The organism is Pseudomonas sp. LB3P14 (genome assembly GCF_054898045.1).
Window position 1 is genome coordinate 6,277,657 of the sequence record NZ_CM142714.1, and the last position, 15,244, is coordinate 6,292,900.

At 57.6% G+C, this 15,244-nt stretch carries 15 protein-coding genes; 10 read left to right on the top strand and 5 right to left on the bottom strand.

Going from position 1 to position 15,244, the window contains the following annotated elements:
* Positions 1-134: 134 nt before the first annotated feature.
* The 3 genes from ACYZT5_RS28765 to ACYZT5_RS28775 are packed head-to-tail and all read left to right on the top strand — an operon-like array spanning position 135 to position 2,810.
* Positions 135-1,574, top strand: a complete 1,440-nt coding sequence (locus ACYZT5_RS28765; protein WP_462048389.1) for a cytochrome ubiquinol oxidase subunit I — start codon at positions 135-137, stop codon at positions 1,572-1,574.
* Between the two features lie 3 nt (positions 1,575-1,577).
* Positions 1,578-2,585, top strand: coding sequence for a cytochrome d ubiquinol oxidase subunit II (cydB, locus tag ACYZT5_RS28770; RefSeq protein ID WP_462048390.1), 1,008 nt, complete (start codon positions 1,578-1,580; stop codon positions 2,583-2,585).
* Positions 2,586-2,642: 57 nt separating this feature from the next.
* Positions 2,643-2,810: a DUF2474 domain-containing protein gene (locus tag ACYZT5_RS28775; protein ID WP_462052324.1), complete on the top strand. Its 168-nt coding sequence runs from the start codon at positions 2,643-2,645 to the stop codon at positions 2,808-2,810.
* 225 nt (positions 2,811-3,035) lie between these two features.
* Here the strand turns inward: ACYZT5_RS28775 and ACYZT5_RS28780 are convergent, their stop codons facing one another.
* Positions 3,036-4,160 (bottom strand): methyltransferase, encoded by a 1,125-nt coding sequence (locus ACYZT5_RS28780; RefSeq protein ID WP_462048391.1) that lies wholly within the window; start codon positions 4,158-4,160, stop codon positions 3,036-3,038.
* 176 nt (positions 4,161-4,336) lie between these two features.
* The gene (locus ACYZT5_RS28785; RefSeq protein ID WP_462048392.1) at positions 4,337-5,068 is read right to left on the bottom strand and encodes a helix-turn-helix transcriptional regulator; all 732 of its coding nucleotides are present in this window, start codon (positions 5,066-5,068) and stop codon (positions 4,337-4,339) included.
* Positions 5,069-5,402: 334 nt separating this feature from the next.
* Here ACYZT5_RS28785 and ACYZT5_RS28790 point away from each other — a divergent pair, with 334 nt between their 5' ends.
* Positions 5,403-6,179 (top strand): ferredoxin--NADP reductase, encoded by a 777-nt coding sequence (locus tag ACYZT5_RS28790; protein WP_462048393.1) that lies wholly within the window; start codon positions 5,403-5,405, stop codon positions 6,177-6,179.
* Positions 6,180-6,226: 47 nt separating this feature from the next.
* Here ACYZT5_RS28790 and mscL read toward each other — a convergent pair whose 3' ends face one another.
* Complete coding sequence (gene mscL, locus ACYZT5_RS28795) at positions 6,227-6,640, bottom strand: large-conductance mechanosensitive channel protein MscL (protein ID WP_462048394.1); 414 nt, start codon at positions 6,638-6,640, stop codon at positions 6,227-6,229.
* Between the two features lie 285 nt (positions 6,641-6,925).
* On the opposite strand from mscL, the gene ACYZT5_RS28800 reads away from it, so the two are divergent.
* Genes ACYZT5_RS28800 through radA form a run of 3 tightly spaced genes read left to right on the top strand, consistent with a single transcriptional unit; the run spans position 6,926 to position 10,493 of the window.
* On the top strand, positions 6,926-8,467 hold the full coding sequence (locus ACYZT5_RS28800) for a catalase (protein WP_462048395.1): 1,542 nt from the start codon (positions 6,926-6,928) through the stop codon (positions 8,465-8,467).
* 57 nt (positions 8,468-8,524) lie between these two features.
* Positions 8,525-9,079 carry an ankyrin repeat domain-containing protein gene (locus tag ACYZT5_RS28805; protein WP_462048396.1) on the top strand — a complete coding sequence of 185 codons (555 nt, stop codon included), beginning with the start codon at positions 8,525-8,527 and terminating at the stop codon, positions 9,077-9,079.
* A 46-nt stretch (positions 9,080-9,125) separates the two neighbouring features.
* Positions 9,126-10,493 carry a DNA repair protein RadA gene (gene radA / locus ACYZT5_RS28810; RefSeq protein WP_462048397.1) on the top strand — a complete coding sequence of 456 codons (1,368 nt, stop codon included), beginning with the start codon at positions 9,126-9,128 and terminating at the stop codon, positions 10,491-10,493.
* A gap of 18 nt (positions 10,494-10,511) precedes the next feature.
* On the opposite strand, the gene ACYZT5_RS28815 is transcribed toward radA, so the two are convergent.
* Positions 10,512-10,880: a PilZ domain-containing protein gene (locus ACYZT5_RS28815; protein WP_462048398.1), complete on the bottom strand. Its 369-nt coding sequence runs from the start codon at positions 10,878-10,880 to the stop codon at positions 10,512-10,514.
* Positions 10,881-11,039: 159 nt separating this feature from the next.
* Here ACYZT5_RS28815 and ACYZT5_RS28820 point away from each other — a divergent pair, with 159 nt between their 5' ends.
* The 3 genes from ACYZT5_RS28820 to yjiA all read left to right on the top strand — a co-directional run bounded on the left by ACYZT5_RS28820 (position 11,040) and on the right by yjiA (position 14,412).
* On the top strand, positions 11,040-13,106 hold the full coding sequence (locus ACYZT5_RS28820; RefSeq protein ID WP_462048399.1) for a carbon starvation CstA family protein: 2,067 nt from the start codon (positions 11,040-11,042) through the stop codon (positions 13,104-13,106).
* Positions 13,107-13,120: 14 nt separating this feature from the next.
* Positions 13,121-13,318, top strand: coding sequence for a YbdD/YjiX family protein (locus ACYZT5_RS28825; RefSeq protein ID WP_007895266.1), 198 nt, complete (start codon positions 13,121-13,123; stop codon positions 13,316-13,318).
* Positions 13,319-13,425: 107 nt separating this feature from the next.
* A complete protein-coding gene (gene yjiA / locus ACYZT5_RS28830; protein ID WP_462048400.1) occupies positions 13,426-14,412 on the top strand; it encodes a GTPase in 987 nt (328 codons plus the stop codon).
* Positions 14,413-14,543: 131 nt separating this feature from the next.
* Here the strand turns inward: yjiA and ACYZT5_RS28835 are convergent, their stop codons facing one another.
* Positions 14,544-15,233, bottom strand: coding sequence for a GntR family transcriptional regulator (locus tag ACYZT5_RS28835; RefSeq protein WP_462048401.1), 690 nt, complete (start codon positions 15,231-15,233; stop codon positions 14,544-14,546).
* Between the last annotated feature and the right edge of the window lie 11 nt (positions 15,234-15,244).

The following is a 15,244-nucleotide window of genomic DNA, read 5'->3' on the forward strand; positions in this document are numbered from 1 at the left end:
CAGTTGGCCAGACTCCCTACGTTGTGATGTTTGTAAAAAAAGAACGAATTCAAATTCGCCACACTCCATATCCGTGGGGGCAGTGGGTGTAGGCCACAAGCCTTCAGCCGGTATTACCTGACAGAGGAAGACTTATGTTCGGTTTGGAGGCTCTTGATCTCGCCCGGATGCAGTTCGCGTTCACCATTTCGTTTCACATTCTATTTCCCGCCATCACCATTGGCCTGGCGAGTTACCTGGCGGTGCTCGAAGGCCTGTGGCTGAAAACGCATAACGACACGTACCGCGATCTGTACCACTTCTGGTCGAAGATCTTTGCCGTCAACTTCGGCATGGGCGTGGTCTCCGGGCTCGTCATGGCCTATCAGTTCGGCACTAACTGGAGCCGCTTCTCGGATTTCGCCGGCTCCGTGACCGGGCCGCTGCTGACGTACGAAGTACTCACAGCGTTCTTCCTCGAAGCCGGTTTCCTCGGCGTCATGCTGTTCGGCTGGAACAAGGTCGGCCGCAAGCTGCACTTCTTCGCCACGGTCATGGTGGCCATCGGCACACTGATTTCGACCTTCTGGATTCTCGCCTCCAACAGCTGGATGCAGACCCCGCAGGGCTACGAAATCGTCAATGGCCAGGTCATTCCGGTGGACTGGCTGGCGGTGATCTTCAACCCGTCGTTCCCCTACCGCCTGATGCACATGGCGACGGCGGCGTTCGTCGCGACCGCATTCTTCGTCGGTTCCTCGGCGGCCTGGCATTTGCTGCGCGGCAAGGACAACCCGGCGATCCGGACCATGCTCTCGATGGCCATGTGGATGGCGTTGATCGTGGCGCCGATTCAGGCCGTCATCGGTGACTTCCACGGGCTGAATACGCTTGAGCATCAGCCAGCGAAAATCGCCGCGATTGAAGGCCACTGGGAAAACGTCGGTGACGAACCGACTCCGCTGATCCTTTTCGGCTGGCCGGACATGAAAGCCGAGAAGACCAAATTCGCTGTAGAGATTCCGTATCTGGGCAGCCTGATCCTCACGCACTCCCTGGACAAGCAGGTACCGGCGCTCAAGGAATTCCCGCCTGAAGACCGGCCGAATTCGACCATCGTGTTCTGGTCGTTTCGGATCATGGTCGGGCTCGGCTTCCTGATGATTTTCACCGGTTTGTGGAGCCTGTGGCTGCGCAAACGCGACAAGCTCTATACCTCGCGGCCGTTCCTGTACCTGGCGTTGTGGATGGGCCCGTCCGGTCTGATCGCGATCCTCGCCGGTTGGTTTACCACTGAAATCGGCCGTCAGCCGTGGGTGGTCTACGGCTTGATGCGCACGGCAGATGCGTCCTCCAATCACAGCTTCATGCAGATGAGCATCACGTTGATCATGTTCGTCGTGGTCTATTTCGCGCTGTTCGGTGCCGGTCTGGGCTACATGATGCGCCTGGTGCGCAAAGGGCCGAAGATCGACGAAGGCAAGGAAACGCCCGAGGGCGGTCCTGGTAAGAAACGCACACCGGCCCGTCCGCTGTCCGCCGCCGATGACAACGGTGACGGCGACCACAGCCCCAGCCTGACCAAGGAGATTTGAATCATGGGTATTGATCTTCCGCTGATCTGGGCCGTGATCATCATCTTCGGCATCATGATGTACGTGGTCATGGACGGCTTCGACCTGGGTATCGGGATTCTCTTCCCGTTCATCAAGGGCAAGACCGACCGTGACGTGATGATGAACACCGTCGCGCCGGTCTGGGACGGTAACGAAACCTGGCTGGTACTGGGTGGTGCAGCGTTGTTCGGTGCCTTCCCGCTGGCGTATTCGGTGGTGCTCTCGGCGTTGTACCTGCCGCTGATTTTCATGCTGATCGGGCTGATCTTCCGCGGCGTGGCCTTCGAGTTCCGCTTCAAGGCCAGGGACGACAAGCGCCATCTCTGGGACAAGGCGTTCATCGGGGGCTCAATCGCCGCCACCTTCTTCCAGGGCGTGGCGTTGGGTGCGTTCATTGATGGGTTGCCGGTGGTCAATCGCCAATTTGCCGGGGGGTCACTGGACTGGTTGACGCCGTTCACCCTGTTCTGCGGCGTGGCACTGGTAGTGGCTTATGCGCTGCTCGGCTGCACGTGGCTGATCATGAAAACCGAAGGCAAGTTGCAGGAGCAGATGCATGACCTGGCTCGGCCACTGGCTTTCGTGGTGCTGGCAGTGATCGGTATCGTCAGCATCTGGACCCCGCTGACCCACGCCGAGATTGCCGCTCGCTGGTTCACCCTGCCGAACCTGTTCTGGTTCCTGCCGGTACCGATTCTGGTGCTGGTGACCATGTACGGTCTGATCCGCGCTGTGGCTCGCAATGCGCACTACACGCCATTTCTGCTGACCCTGGTGCTGATCTTCCTCGGCTACAGTGGTCTGGGTATCAGCCTGTGGCCAAACATCGTGCCGCCGTCGATTTCGATCTGGGACGCTGCCGCACCGCCGCAAAGTCAGGGCTTCATGCTGGTGGGCACGTTGTTCATCATTCCGTTCATCCTGGGTTACACCTTCTGGAGCTACTACGTGTTCCGCGGCAAGGTCACCCACGAAGATGGTTACCACTAGAACACGCGACAGCGGCGCAGGGCTGATACCTGCGCCATTTCAGAGGAGATTGCGATGATGGCGGGTAAACATTCCTTGCAGGAAATCGAAGCAGCAGAGAAAAAACCGCTCTGGCAGCGACTCGGCTGGCTGGCGATGATCTGGACCGGCAGCGTTGTGGCGCTGTTCATCATGGCCAGCCTGATGCGCATGTTCATGAATGCCGCGGGCCTGACGACCCACTGATTTTTTGACACCTGACCCCATCCCGTTGCCTTGCGGCACGGATTTACAACCCTCCCGATGGAGTAATGCTGTTCATTTAAGAAAATGGATGGTGGCCTGAGAGCCGACCGGGTTTTGGTCGTGTACATATCCGTTGCTGCGGTCACGGCCGTGACCCCAGAAACGGATATGTACCCCAACCTTAAGTGAACAGTATTACTCCCGATGGAGGGGTTTTTTTACCCTTCATTTGCGGGCTTTAAGGATCACGAACTTGGGTGTGGCCGCCACTTGCTCGACGCCGCGGAACAACCGCGCGAGCTTGCTGTGATAACCCAGATGACGGTTGCCGACGATGTACAGCGCGCCGCCTACCACCAGAGCCTCTCGGGCCTGCTGGAACATGCGCCAGGCCAGGAAGTCGCCGACGACTTGTTGCTGGTGAAACGGTGGGTTGCACAACACGACGTCCAGAGACTGAGGTTCCTGACCCGCCAAACCATCGTCGGCACGAACAACCACTTCCCGGTCACCCAGCGCCGCGCGCCAGTTTTCGGCCGCCGATTGCACCGCCATGAACGACTCGTCCACCATCGTGTAATGGGCCTCAGGGTTTTGCAAAGCGCTGGCGATGGCCAAAACCCCGTTACCGCAACCGAGGTCGGCGACCCGCGCCGAGCCGAGGTTCTTTGGCAGGTGCGGCAAAAACGCTCGCGTGCCGATATCCAGCCCTTCGCGGCAGAACACATTGGCGTGATTGAGCAGTTCGATCTCAGGTGTGTCGAGTCGATAACGGGTCGGGTAGGGGGACACGACGGGCGCTTTGACTTCAGCGCTCGCGATCAATAGCCGAGCCTTCTTCACCGCCAATGAGGCTTGCACCGGGCCGATGTAGCGTTCCAGCAGATCGCCCGCGGCTCGGGGTAAATGCTTGATCATCGCGGCAGCAATCACCTGAGCACCCGGCGCGAGTTGCCCCTGCAAGCGAATCAATTGCTCTTCCAGCAAGGCGAGGGTTTTCGGGACCCGGATCAGTACCCGGTCAAAGGGGCCGGAAAAGGCTTCGCTGGCAGGTACGCTCGGCACCGCATCAAACGCCTGGCCGTTACGGATCAGATTCTTTTCCAGCCCCTGAAAGGCCAGGAACGAGTCGCCGCTGCTGGTCACTTGAACCTTGCCCGCCAGGCTGGCGGCCAATGCGCCAAAACTGTCGTTGAGCACCAAAACCCGAGTGTCGGCCGAGGGTTGTTGGTCAGCCAGATGATTGAGCAGGTATTCGTCTGCGGCATCAAACGCCTGCAGCGGTTCGTTCTGCTGGTCGGGCTGGCGGATCAGGTCGAGTCGGGCGAAGGGTGTTTCGAGCAAGGGCATGAGGCGGGGCTCTGGGTAATCAACAGGGGTCATCAACTGGTGTCCCGCGGCCCAGGGGCGTTGTAGCGGGCGAGACCGTCCGAGTGTACTGCGTCGTGAAGGTTCACGCGTCATCACTCAGGAGGGACCGCAAATGGTACGTTTTTTTCTTTTGGATTACTTGCAGGTTTTTTGGGTCAACGTATCGCGCTTCTGTTGAGAAAGCCTTCCTTGGTGGCGGCGATAACTGCGGAAATCTTGTTATTGACCCCCAGTTTCAAAATCGCGCTTTGCACATGGAAATTGACCGTGCGTGCGCTGAGGTTGAGGATTCTGGCACTCTCATACGCGGTCTTACCCACAGCCGCCAGTTTCAATACGTCGATTTCGCGGGGGGACAAATGCGGTGCGGAGGGCTTCGCAGCTTTCTTGGGCAGTGTCTGTACGATCAACGTATGCAGATGGCACCCGATGAATACTAAAAAACCGAGATTTTCATACAGCTCATACGCAGTGATCGGGCAATGGCTTCTGGCCAGGCTCAGAATGCTGCAAAGATCGCTTTCCTCGTCATGGAACGATTGTGAACAACCGTGTTGCAATCCTTGTTGCTCAAGCGCGTCCCACAACCTCGGGGTCTTTGAAAAAAGTTCTTCACTCCAAAGAACAGGTAACCTGGAGTGATTGCAATGAGCTACTGCTGGATCTATCGCGGCAAAGTTTTTTTGTTCATATTCAATGTTCCAGTCCGTGGGGTAGTTGTTGAGCTGAACCGTATTAAAATGGTCAGCTTTTGTTTGGTATGTTGTTGAAAAGGAGAAAAATTTAAATCCAATGTTTTTGGCGAAGCCAAGTGAAATCCCGAAGGCAGTATCAATCTCCGTTGCACACGATAATTGGTTGAGCTGTGATTCCTTCCACCTCTCCATCTCGTCTCTCCATTTGTGGAATTACCTGGGGGTGCTTTTTTGGATCCAAAATAAGGCACGAACCGAGTGTAGGATAATTCCCATGTGCGCGTTGAGAATTTTTGGCGTTGCTTACGGTTTTTAAACAAATATCTGGTTCTAACCTAAGGCAGCAAGGGCGTAGTTAACGAGACGTCGGGTTAATATAATCGGGCTTGTATTTGTGAGTTAACCAAGAATCGTTTATTTGAAATTAATGCGATTGAGAGTATCTGGCTAAAGCCACTACAAATCACCGGTGTTTAAGCCATCCGCTTTGCGGGACACTGTGGCTATCTGTTGAATGGAGCGCCCCATGACCGCCAGTGCAGAAAAATTCACTCGCCAGACCTTGCTCGACGTCCAGCCGTTGACCCCCAGCCTGTTCACTCTGCGGACCACCCGGGACCCAGGTTTTCGTTTTCGTGCCGGGCAATTCGCCCGGTTGGGCGTTACCAAAGCTGATGGCAGCACCGTATGGCGCGCCTATTCCATGGTGTCGTCGGCCTATGACGAATTCCTCGAGTTCTTTTCCATTGTGGTGCCGGGTGGGGAGTTCACCAGCGAGCTGAGTCGGCTGGGCGTCGGTGATACGCTGCTGGTCGAACGCCAGGCCTTTGGTTACCTGACGCTCGATCGCTTTGTCGACGGCCGTGATCTCTGGCTGTTATCCACAGGCACCGGCCTGGCGCCGTTTCTGTCGATCCTGCAGGACTTCGAGGTCTGGGAGAAATTCGAGCGAATCATCCTGGTCTACAGCGTGCGCGAAGCCCGGGAGCTGGCGTATCAGGAGCTCATCAGCGGGTTGGCGCAGCGCGACTATTTAGCTGAGTTTGCGCACAAGCTGCAGTTCATCACTACCGTCACTCGCGAGCAGCATCCTGGGGCCCTGAGTGGACGGATCACTACGCTGATCGAAAATGGCGAGCTGGAGCGGGCGGCAGGCTTGGCGCTGACGGCCGAGCACTCGCGGATCATGCTCTGCGGCAATCCGCAGATGATCGATGACACGCGCAAACTGCTCAAACAACGCCACATGCACTTGAGCCTCAGTCGACGGCCCGGGCAAGTGGCGGTGGAAAACTACTGGTAAAAAAAAACGACGCCTCGAGGGCGCCGTTTCTTGTTTCACTAAAGCGTTCAGGGCCGATTGTTCTGAGCCTTGAGCAGATCGCGGATCTCCTCCAACAGCTCCTCTTCTTTGGTCGGAACCGGCGGCAGCGTTGGCGCAACGGCCTCTTCGCGCTTTAGACGGTTAATGGCTTTGACGCCCATGAAGATCGCGAAGGCGACGATGATGAAGTCAATCATGCTCTGGATGAATTTACCGTACGCCAGCATCACCGCCGGGATGTCCCCGTTGGCTGCCTTGAGCGTAATGGCCAGGTCACTGAAATCCACCCCACCGATCAACAGGCCGATAGGTGGCATGACCACGTCGCCGACAAACGATGAAACGATCTTGCCGAAGGCGGCGCCGATGATGATACCGACGGCCATGTCGACCACATTACCTTTGACCGCGAAGGCCTTGAACTCAGTTATCACGCCCATAGGTTATTTCCTTGTTACAGATGAGGTTGGTGAACGCAGTGTAAATCAGCAAAACGGGACTTGCTCGAAACACCTTCTTACAATGCTCGTTGTTATCGACACATTTGCCGGTAATTAGTTTACAAAGTGCCATCAATCGCGCGCGAAATACGCGTTAACCAGCTGATTATCCACATAAAATTCTAAATCATCGCGTTACGTTCTTTCTATTTATGTTCTGCGGCTTCGACCTCTAGCCTCTGAAAAGCGCACTTGGATTGCGCCTTAAAAACAGAGGAACCTGAAATGTATTCGACCATTGGCCTCGGGGCTTTTTCCCACCGGCGCACCCTTGGCGTTTTGACCGCCAGTCTGCTGTCCTTCTCCGTCAACGCAGCAACCCTGACCCGCGATAACGGTGCCGCGGTGGGCGACAACCAGAACTCGCAAACCGCAGGCGCGGCCGGCCCGGTGTTGCTGCAAGACGTGCAATTGATCCAGAAGCTCCAGCGCTTTGACCGTGAACGTATTCCTGAGCGAGTAGTGCATGCCCGCGGCACTGGCGCCCATGGCACCTTCAGCGTGACTGACGACCTCAGCGATCTGACCAAGGCCAAGGTATTCGCCGCTGGCCAGAACACACCAGTGTTCGTACGCTTTTCGGCGGTGGTCCACGGCAACCATTCGCCGGAAACCCTGCGTGACCCTCGCGGTTTTGCCACCAAGTTCTACACCGCGGACGGCAATTGGGACCTGGTCGGCAACAATTTCCCGACCTTCTTCATCCGTGACGCCATCAAGTTTCCCGACATGGTTCATGCCTTCAAGCCTGACCCGCGTACCAACCGCGACGATGACGCCCGTCGTTTCGATTTCTTCTCGCATGTTCCGGAAGCGACTCGCACCCTGACCGAGTTGTACTCTAACTCCGGTACACCGGCCAGTTATCGGCAAATGGATGGTAATGGTGTTCACGCCTATAAGTTAATTAACGCCAAGGGTGAAGTTCACTACGTGAAGTTCCACTGGAAAAGTTTGCAAGGGATTAATAATCTCGATCCGAAAGCGGTGACCAAGGTTCAAGGTAAAGACTATAGCCATATGACTAATGACTTGGTTGCACATATTAACAAAGGCGATTTTCCGAAGTGGGACTTGTACGTTCAGGTTTTAAATCCTCAAGACTTGTACAAGTTTGATTTCGACCCTTTGGATGCAACCAAGATTTGGCCCGGCGTTCCACAGCGAAAAGTTGGACAGATGGTCTTGAATCGTAATCCTGCGAATGTCTTCCAGGAAACGGAACAAGTTGCCATGGCGCCAACCAATCTTGTTCCCGGTATAGAACCTTCGGAAGACCGATTGTTGCAGGGTCGAGTGTTCTCTTATGCTGATACGCAACTGTATCGCCTGGGGACCAATGCGATGCAGTTGCCGATCAATGCTCCAAAGATTGCGGTAAACAACGGCAATCAGGACGGCGCAATGAATATCGGCCACAGCAGCACTGGGGTGAATTACCAGCCAAGCCGTTTGCTGCCTCGTGAAGAGCTGCAAACCGCACGCTACAGCCAATCGGTGCTGTCGGGCAGCACGCAGCAGGCGAAGATTGCGCGTGAACAAAACTTCAAGCAGGCCGGCGATCTGTATCGCTCCTTCAGCAAGAAAGAACGCAAGGACCTGATCGAGAGCTTCGGTGGGTCGCTGGTCACCACCGATGATGAGAGCAAACACATCATGCTGTCCTTCCTCTATAAGGCCGACCCGGAGTACGGGACCGGGGTGACCAAGGTTGCCAAGGGGGATCTGAGCCGGGTCAAGGTGCTGGCGGCCAAACTGGTCGACTGATTTTTCAGCCTCAAGCGGGGCCTCATGCGAGGTCCCGTCTGGCCAGGGAGCCTTGTCATGCGTTTTTATCTGTGTTTTTTTCTGGCGTGTCTGCCGTTCGGCGTGTTCGCCGGGCCGGCCACGCACGTCACGAAAGATCCTGCTGTGCTGAAAGCCCAATTGCAGGACTACTACTTCGATGCTGCCCGTCGCGGCGATGTGCCGATGCTCGAGACCTTCATCGAGGCTGGATACGCCCTCGATACTCGCGATAACAAAGGTTACACCGCACTGATTCTGGCGGCTTATCACGGGCAGAGTGCGGCAGTGGACCGATTGCTCGCTGCCGGAGCAGACGCTTGTGCTCAGGACCTGCGTGGCAATACGGCGCTGATGGGCGCGATTTTCAAGGGCGAAGTGCAGATTGCTCGAGCGTTGTTAGCGGCCAATTGCAGCCCCGATCAACTCAATGGCGCCGGGCAGACCGCAGCGATGTACGCCGGATTGTTCAAACGCGTCGAATTGCTCGATGCGCTCAAAGCCAAGGGGGCGGACCTTTACGCCGAGGATCCGCTGGGCAATAGCGCCGCGCGTCTGGCCAGCGGTGAAATCCGCACCGCGGTGCCGCGCTGATCCGCTCCAGCTGAGCTATCATCGCGTTTTTTTGCCGGGAGTTCAGATGGCCAAGGCCAAGCGCATGTACGGCTGCACCGAGTGCGGATCAACCTTCCCCAAGTGGGCTGGCCAGTGCGGTGAGTGCGGGGCCTGGAATACCCTGACGGAAACCATGGTCGAGAGTGGCGGCGCCGCAGCTCCAAGCGGTCGCACCGGCTGGACCGGCCAGCAGGCACAGATCAGGACCCTGGCCGAAGTCAGCGTCGAAGAAATCCCGCGCTTTTCCACAGCCTCCAGCGAGCTCGATCGGGTGCTGGGCGGCGGCCTGGTAGACGGTTCGGTGGTGCTGATCGGCGGTGATCCGGGCATCGGCAAATCGACCATTCTGCTGCAAACCTTGTGCAACCTCGCCAAAGTCATGCCGGCACTGTACGTCACTGGCGAAGAGTCCCAACAGCAAGTGGCCATGCGGGCCCGCCGTCTCGGCTTGCCTCAGGATCAACTGCGGGTGATGACCGAAACCTGCATTGAAACCATCATCGCCACGGCCCGGCAGGAAAAACCCAAGGTGATGGTGATCGACTCGATCCAGACGATCTTCACCGAGCAGCTGCAATCGGCACCGGGCGGCGTGTCGCAGGTTCGGGAAAGTGCGGCGTTGCTGGTGCGCTATGCCAAGCAGAGCGGCACAGCGATTTTCCTGGTCGGCCACGTGACCAAAGAAGGTTCATTGGCGGGGCCGCGAGTGCTGGAGCACATGGTCGACACAGTTCTGTATTTCGAAGGCGAATCCGATGGGCGCTTGCGTTTGCTGCGGGCGGTGAAAAACCGATTTGGCGCCGTCAACGAGCTGGGCGTTTTCGGTATGACCGACAAGGGTCTGAAAGAAGTCTCTAACCCTTCGGCGATTTTTCTCACTCGTGCTCAGGAAGAAGTGCCGGGCAGTGTGGTCATGGCGACGTGGGAAGGTACGCGGCCGATGTTGGTGGAAGTCCAGGCGTTGGTGGATGACAGCCACCTCGCCAATCCACGTCGGGTAACGCTGGGTCTGGATCAGAATCGTCTGGCGATGTTGCTGGCGGTGCTACACCGTCACGGCGGCATTCCGACCCACGATCAGGACGTGTTTCTCAATGTGGTTGGCGGGGTGAAGGTGCTGGAAACGGCATCCGACCTGGCGCTGATGGCGGCGGTCATGTCCAGTTTGCGCAACCGGCCACTGCCCCATGACTTGCTGGTGTTCGGTGAAGTCGGGTTGTCCGGCGAAGTGCGCCCGGTGCCAAGTGGTCAGGAACGCCTGAAGGAAGCGGCCAAGCATGGCTTCAAGCGTGCCATCGTGCCTAAAGGCAATGCACCGAAAGAGGCTCCGGCGGGGTTGCAGATTATTGCCGTGACGCGTCTGGAACAGGCGTTGGACGCGTTGTTCGAGTAACGAAGCCTGGGGTGTTGATCAGACTTCGATCAGCGCCCCTAGTTCGCGCTCTAGCTCCTCTGGGTCGCCCAAGTTGAACTCAATCAACCGGCGCAAGCGCTCGATAGATTCCAGGCTGATGTGTTTGCAGACGAAGCCGAGCTGGCCATGGTCATCGTGGGTCAACATCACATCCATCTTGATCTCGACGTCTTCGTTGAGATGAATATCGACCAGGAAATGCCACTCTGGATTACCCAACCACGGTTCTGGCTTCTCGATCAACAGTCCCTTGAGTGACAGGTCGATCAGCTTCACCGGCCAGATGAATTCCCCCTGGCTCAGCTCGGTTCGGGCATCGAACGCAATACGTTTGAAACGGCGGCGATCGGCAAGGTGGTCGCTCATGGCGCAATCCTCTGAATGTCCGCTGACTATAGACCCGCATTGTCAAAGCCTGCCAGCCAAGACAGGCGTCTAGACCAATGTCGGGGTATGGCCTTTGCCGTCAGGAGAGCTAAACTCGGGGTGGCTGTCTTTCTTGTCCACCCTGGCTGGAATCATAAAATGAAAAATAATAATAGCCTGCTACGCCACTTACCCTGGCTGCTGCTGGCAATCCTGGGAGCGTGCGCCCTTGGTGTAGTGGCATTGCGCCGAGGCGAGGCGATCAACGCCTTGTGGATTGTGGTCGCTGCCGTGGCCATCTATCTGGTTGCGTATCGTTACTACAGTCTGTTCATCGCTAACAATGTGATGCAGCTCGACCCGCGACGGGCCACCCCCGCCGTGATCAACAATGACGGTCTGGACTATGTTCCAACCAACAAACACATCCTCTTCGGTCACCACTTCGCAGCCATCGCTGGCGCGGGGCCGTTGGTCGGTCCGGTCCTGGCGGCGCAGATGGGCTATTTGCCCGGCACGCTATGGCTGATTGCCGGCGTAGTGCTGGCCGGTGCCGTTCAGGACTTCATGGTCTTGTTCATGTCCACCCGCCGCAACGGTCGCTCCCTCGGTGACATGGTCCGCGAAGAAATGGGCCGCATCCCCGGCACCATCGCGCTGTTTGGCTGCTTCCTGATCATGATCATCATCCTCGCGGTGCTGGCGCTGATCGTGGTCAAGGCCCTGGCCGAGAGCCCGTGGGGGATTTTCACGGTGATGGCGACCATCCCGATCGCGATGTTCATGGGCATCTACATGCGCTACATCCGCCCGGGCCGCATCGGCGAAATCTCCGTGGTCGGCGTGTTGCTGCTGCTCGGTTCGATCTGGCTGGGCGGGCAGATTGCCGCTGATCCGGTCTGGGCCAAGGCGTTCAGCTTCACCGGCATCCAGATCACCTGGATGCTGATCGGCTACGGTTTCGTCGCTGCAGTACTACCGGTGTGGCTGATTCTGGCCCCGCGGGATTACCTGTCGACCTTCCTGAAAATCGGCACCATCGTGGCCTTGGCGATCGGCATCTTGATCACCATGCCCGACTTGAAAATGCCAGCGCTGACCCAGTTCATCGATGGCACCGGACCGGTGTGGAAGGGCGGGCTGTTCCCGTTCCTGTTCATCACCATCGCCTGTGGCGCGGTGTCGGGTTTCCATGCGCTGATCGCTTCGGGGACCACGCCGAAACTGTTAGCTAACGAAGGCCATGCCCGTTACATCGGTTACGGCGGCATGCTGATGGAGTCCTTCGTGGCCATCATGGCCATGGTTGCCGCGTCGGTGATCGAGCCAGGCGTGTATTTCGCCATGAACAGTCCGGCGGCGATCGTCGGCGGTGACGTGATGGCTGTGGCACAAACCGTCAGCAGTTGGGGCTTTGCAATTACGCCGGAAGCCCTGCAAGCGGTGGCCAAGGACATCGGGGAAACCACCGTCCTGGCCCGTGCCGGCGGTGCGCCGACCCTGGCGGTCGGTATCGCGCAGATCCTGCACAGTGTGCTGCCGGGTCAAAACACCATGGCGTTCTGGTACCACTTCGCGATCCTGTTCGAAGCGCTGTTCATCCTGACCGCCGTCGACGCCGGTACCCGTGCCGGCCGTTTCATGCTGCAGGACTTGCTCGGTTCCTTCGTGCCGGCGCTGAAACGCACCGAATCCTGGACCGCCAACCTGATCGCGACCGCCGGTTGCGTGGCGATGTGGGGTTGGTTGCTGTACCAAGGCGTGATTGATCCGCTGGGTGGCATCAACACCTTGTGGCCGTTGTTCGGTATCTCCAACCAGATGCTGGCCGGTATCGCGCTGATGTTGGCAACCGTTGTGCTGATCAAAATGAAACGCCAACGCTACGTCTGGGTCACCATACTGCCAGCGGCGTGGTTACTGATCTGCACCACCACCGCCGGTTTTATCAAGCTGTTCGATGCCAACCCGGCGATCGGCTTCCTGTCGCTGGCCAAGAAATACAGCGATGCCCTGGCCAACGGTCAGATCCTCGCCCCGGCCAAGGACATCACGCAGATGCAGCATGTGATCTTCAACGCCTACACCAACGCAACGCTGACGGCGCTGTTCCTGTTCGTGGTCTTCAGTATCCTGTTCTATGCGCTGAAGGTCGGTATCGCCGCCTGGGGCACCAAAGAACGTACGGATAAAGAATCGCCATTCCAGGCTCTGCCGGACGCGTAATCGAGGAATGCACCATGTTCAATGACCTGAGTCGCCTCGGTAAGTACCTCGGTCAGGCCGCGCGCCTGATGGTCGGGATGCCCGACTACGACAATTACGTCGAGCATATGCAAACCAAACACCCGGACAAACCGGTGATGAGCTACGAGATGTTCTTCCGGGAACGCCAAGAGGCTCGTTACGGTGGCAAGGGTGGGCCGAAGTGCTGTTGATGCACGACGCCTAGGCAACACAAACTTGTAGGAGCACGGCTTGCCGGCGATAGCGATCTTGAAGACGCCATCGCTGGCAAGCCAGGCTCCTACAGTTTTTTCAGTGTATGGGAGACCTTCTTTTGCTACCCCCTATCCCGGTAACAATCCTCAGCGGCTTCCTCGGCGCCGGCAAGACCACGCTGTTGCGCCACCTGCTCAAAGCCGAACACGGCCTGAAAATCGCCGTAATCGAGAACGAATTCAGCGACGCCGGCATCGACACCCAACTATTGGGCGACGAACCGGTGCAAGTGATGACGCTGTCCAACGGCTGCGTCTGCTGCACCATCCACACCGATCTGACAAAGGCTTTGTATTTGCTGCTCGAACGCCTGGACAGCGGCGAAATCGCCTTCGACCGTCTGGTGATCGAATGCACCGGCCTGGCCGACCCGGCACCGGTGGCACAAACGTTCTTCATCGATGAAGAGCTGCGCGAGCGCTACATCCTTGACGGCATCATCACTTTGGTGGACGCCGCTCATGCCGACACTCACCTGATCCAAACCATCGCCCAGGCGCAGATTGGTTTCGCCGACCGCTTGCTGGTGAGCAAACGCGATCTGGTGGACGAATCGACCTTCAACGCCCTCAGCGAACGGCTGACCCGGATCAACCGTCGCGCACCGATTCGCGTGGTCGAGCACGGCAAGATTGACCTGGCCGAATTGCTTGACGTGCGCGGTTTCAATCTCAATGCCGACCTTGGCGGCGGCGTCAGCCTGCGCCCGGTGAGCAAAGCGCCGTCCATCGACCGCATTTCCAGCCTGGTGCTGCGCACCGACAAGCCGCTGGATATCGGCAAACTCAGCGAGTTCATGAACGAGCTGCTGGAAGACCATGGCAAGCAACTGCTGCGCTACAAAGGCGTGTTGAACATCCTGGGTGAGCCACGGCGCATGGTGTTTCAGGGCGTGTTGAAGTTATACGGATTCGATTGGGACACCGAGTGGGCTGACGGCGAAACGCGAGAAAGCGTGATCGTGTTCATCGCCGATGATTTGCCGGAAGAGAAAATCCGTGAAGGGTTTGCTCGGGTAGCGGCGGACTAAAGCCTGACATTTTCAGCGGGGCTGATGCCGTCATCGCGAGCAGGCTCGCTCCCACAATTGATCTGTGCCGGCCACAAGAAATGGGTCATACGAAGATTCAATGTGGGAGCGAGCCTGCTCGCGAAGGCGATCTAACCGGCAGCACGATTCTGGCGGGATATCGGTTGTGAGTTCAGCAATACCGCCTCCAAATAATCCAGATGCCCGCTTAGCAATGTCTCGGCCCTCAGGGCATCCCCACGCTCCACCGCATTTACAATTTCCTCATGCACCTGCCACCCGCAATAACCCTCCACCCGCGCCTCAAACTGCGCAATCGCCAGTGAAGTAAGCGGCACCAAACTGCCAAGAAAATGCGCCAACGGTGCATTCCCCGCCATTTCCGCCAACTGCAAATGAAATTCCCCTGACAACCGAATCGCCGGGCCATGCGCTGTACAGTGGCGCTCGCTATCGATCAAGGCATGCAGGCGGTCCAAGTCTTGCGCACGAGGTTGCCGGCAGGCCAGTCGCACCAGCGTGATCTCGGTCAGCCGCCGTGCATGCAGCGTCTGCCGGGTCTGCTCGGCATCGAGCGCGGCAACGCGGGGCCGATGGTTCGCCCGAAGGACGATGATCTGCTGATGGGACAGTTGCGTGAGTACGCCACGAATGTCACTGCGTCGAACACCGAACATCTGCGCCAGGCTTTCTTCGGTAAAGCGACTGGATGCATGGATGCGCTGTTCGAGAATGGCATCGAAAACCCGCGCATAAAGATTATCCACCGGCGAGGGGAAGGGCATGGCAGTAAGAGTCTGCGGTGAAGCGAAGCTGTTCATGGCTTGTCTCC

Excerpts from the sequence above, each read along its gene's own strand:
- ACYZT5_RS28820 (WP_462048399.1), top strand. The coding sequence starts at position 11,040 with ATGAAAAATAATAATAGCCTGCTACGCCACTTACCCTGGCTGCTGCTG.
- ACYZT5_RS28825 (WP_007895266.1), top strand. The coding sequence starts at position 13,121 with ATGTTCAATGACCTGAGTCGCCTCGGTAAGTACCTCGGTCAGGCCGCG.
- cydB (WP_462048390.1), top strand. The coding sequence starts at position 1,578 with ATGGGTATTGATCTTCCGCTGATCTGGGCCGTGATCATCATCTTCGGC.
- ACYZT5_RS28765 (WP_462048389.1), top strand. The coding sequence starts at position 135 with ATGTTCGGTTTGGAGGCTCTTGATCTCGCCCGGATGCAGTTCGCGTTC.
- ACYZT5_RS28790 (WP_462048393.1), top strand. The coding sequence starts at position 5,403 with ATGACCGCCAGTGCAGAAAAATTCACTCGCCAGACCTTGCTCGACGTC.
- mscL (WP_462048394.1), bottom strand. The coding sequence starts at position 6,640 with ATGGGCGTGATAACTGAGTTCAAGGCCTTCGCGGTCAAAGGTAATGTG.
- ACYZT5_RS28775 (WP_462052324.1), top strand. The coding sequence starts at position 2,643 with ATGGCGGGTAAACATTCCTTGCAGGAAATCGAAGCAGCAGAGAAAAAA.
- ACYZT5_RS28835 (WP_462048401.1), bottom strand. The coding sequence starts at position 15,233 with ATGAACAGCTTCGCTTCACCGCAGACTCTTACTGCCATGCCCTTCCCC.
- ACYZT5_RS28785 (WP_462048392.1), bottom strand. The coding sequence starts at position 5,068 with ATGGAGAGGTGGAAGGAATCACAGCTCAACCAATTATCGTGTGCAACG.
- ACYZT5_RS28805 (WP_462048396.1), top strand. The coding sequence starts at position 8,525 with ATGCGTTTTTATCTGTGTTTTTTTCTGGCGTGTCTGCCGTTCGGCGTG.
- ACYZT5_RS28815 (WP_462048398.1), bottom strand. The coding sequence starts at position 10,880 with ATGAGCGACCACCTTGCCGATCGCCGCCGTTTCAAACGTATTGCGTTC.
- yjiA (WP_462048400.1), top strand. The coding sequence starts at position 13,426 with ATGGGAGACCTTCTTTTGCTACCCCCTATCCCGGTAACAATCCTCAGC.
- ACYZT5_RS28800 (WP_462048395.1), top strand. The coding sequence starts at position 6,926 with ATGTATTCGACCATTGGCCTCGGGGCTTTTTCCCACCGGCGCACCCTT.
- radA (WP_462048397.1), top strand. The coding sequence starts at position 9,126 with ATGGCCAAGGCCAAGCGCATGTACGGCTGCACCGAGTGCGGATCAACC.
- ACYZT5_RS28780 (WP_462048391.1), bottom strand. The coding sequence starts at position 4,160 with ATGCCCTTGCTCGAAACACCCTTCGCCCGACTCGACCTGATCCGCCAG.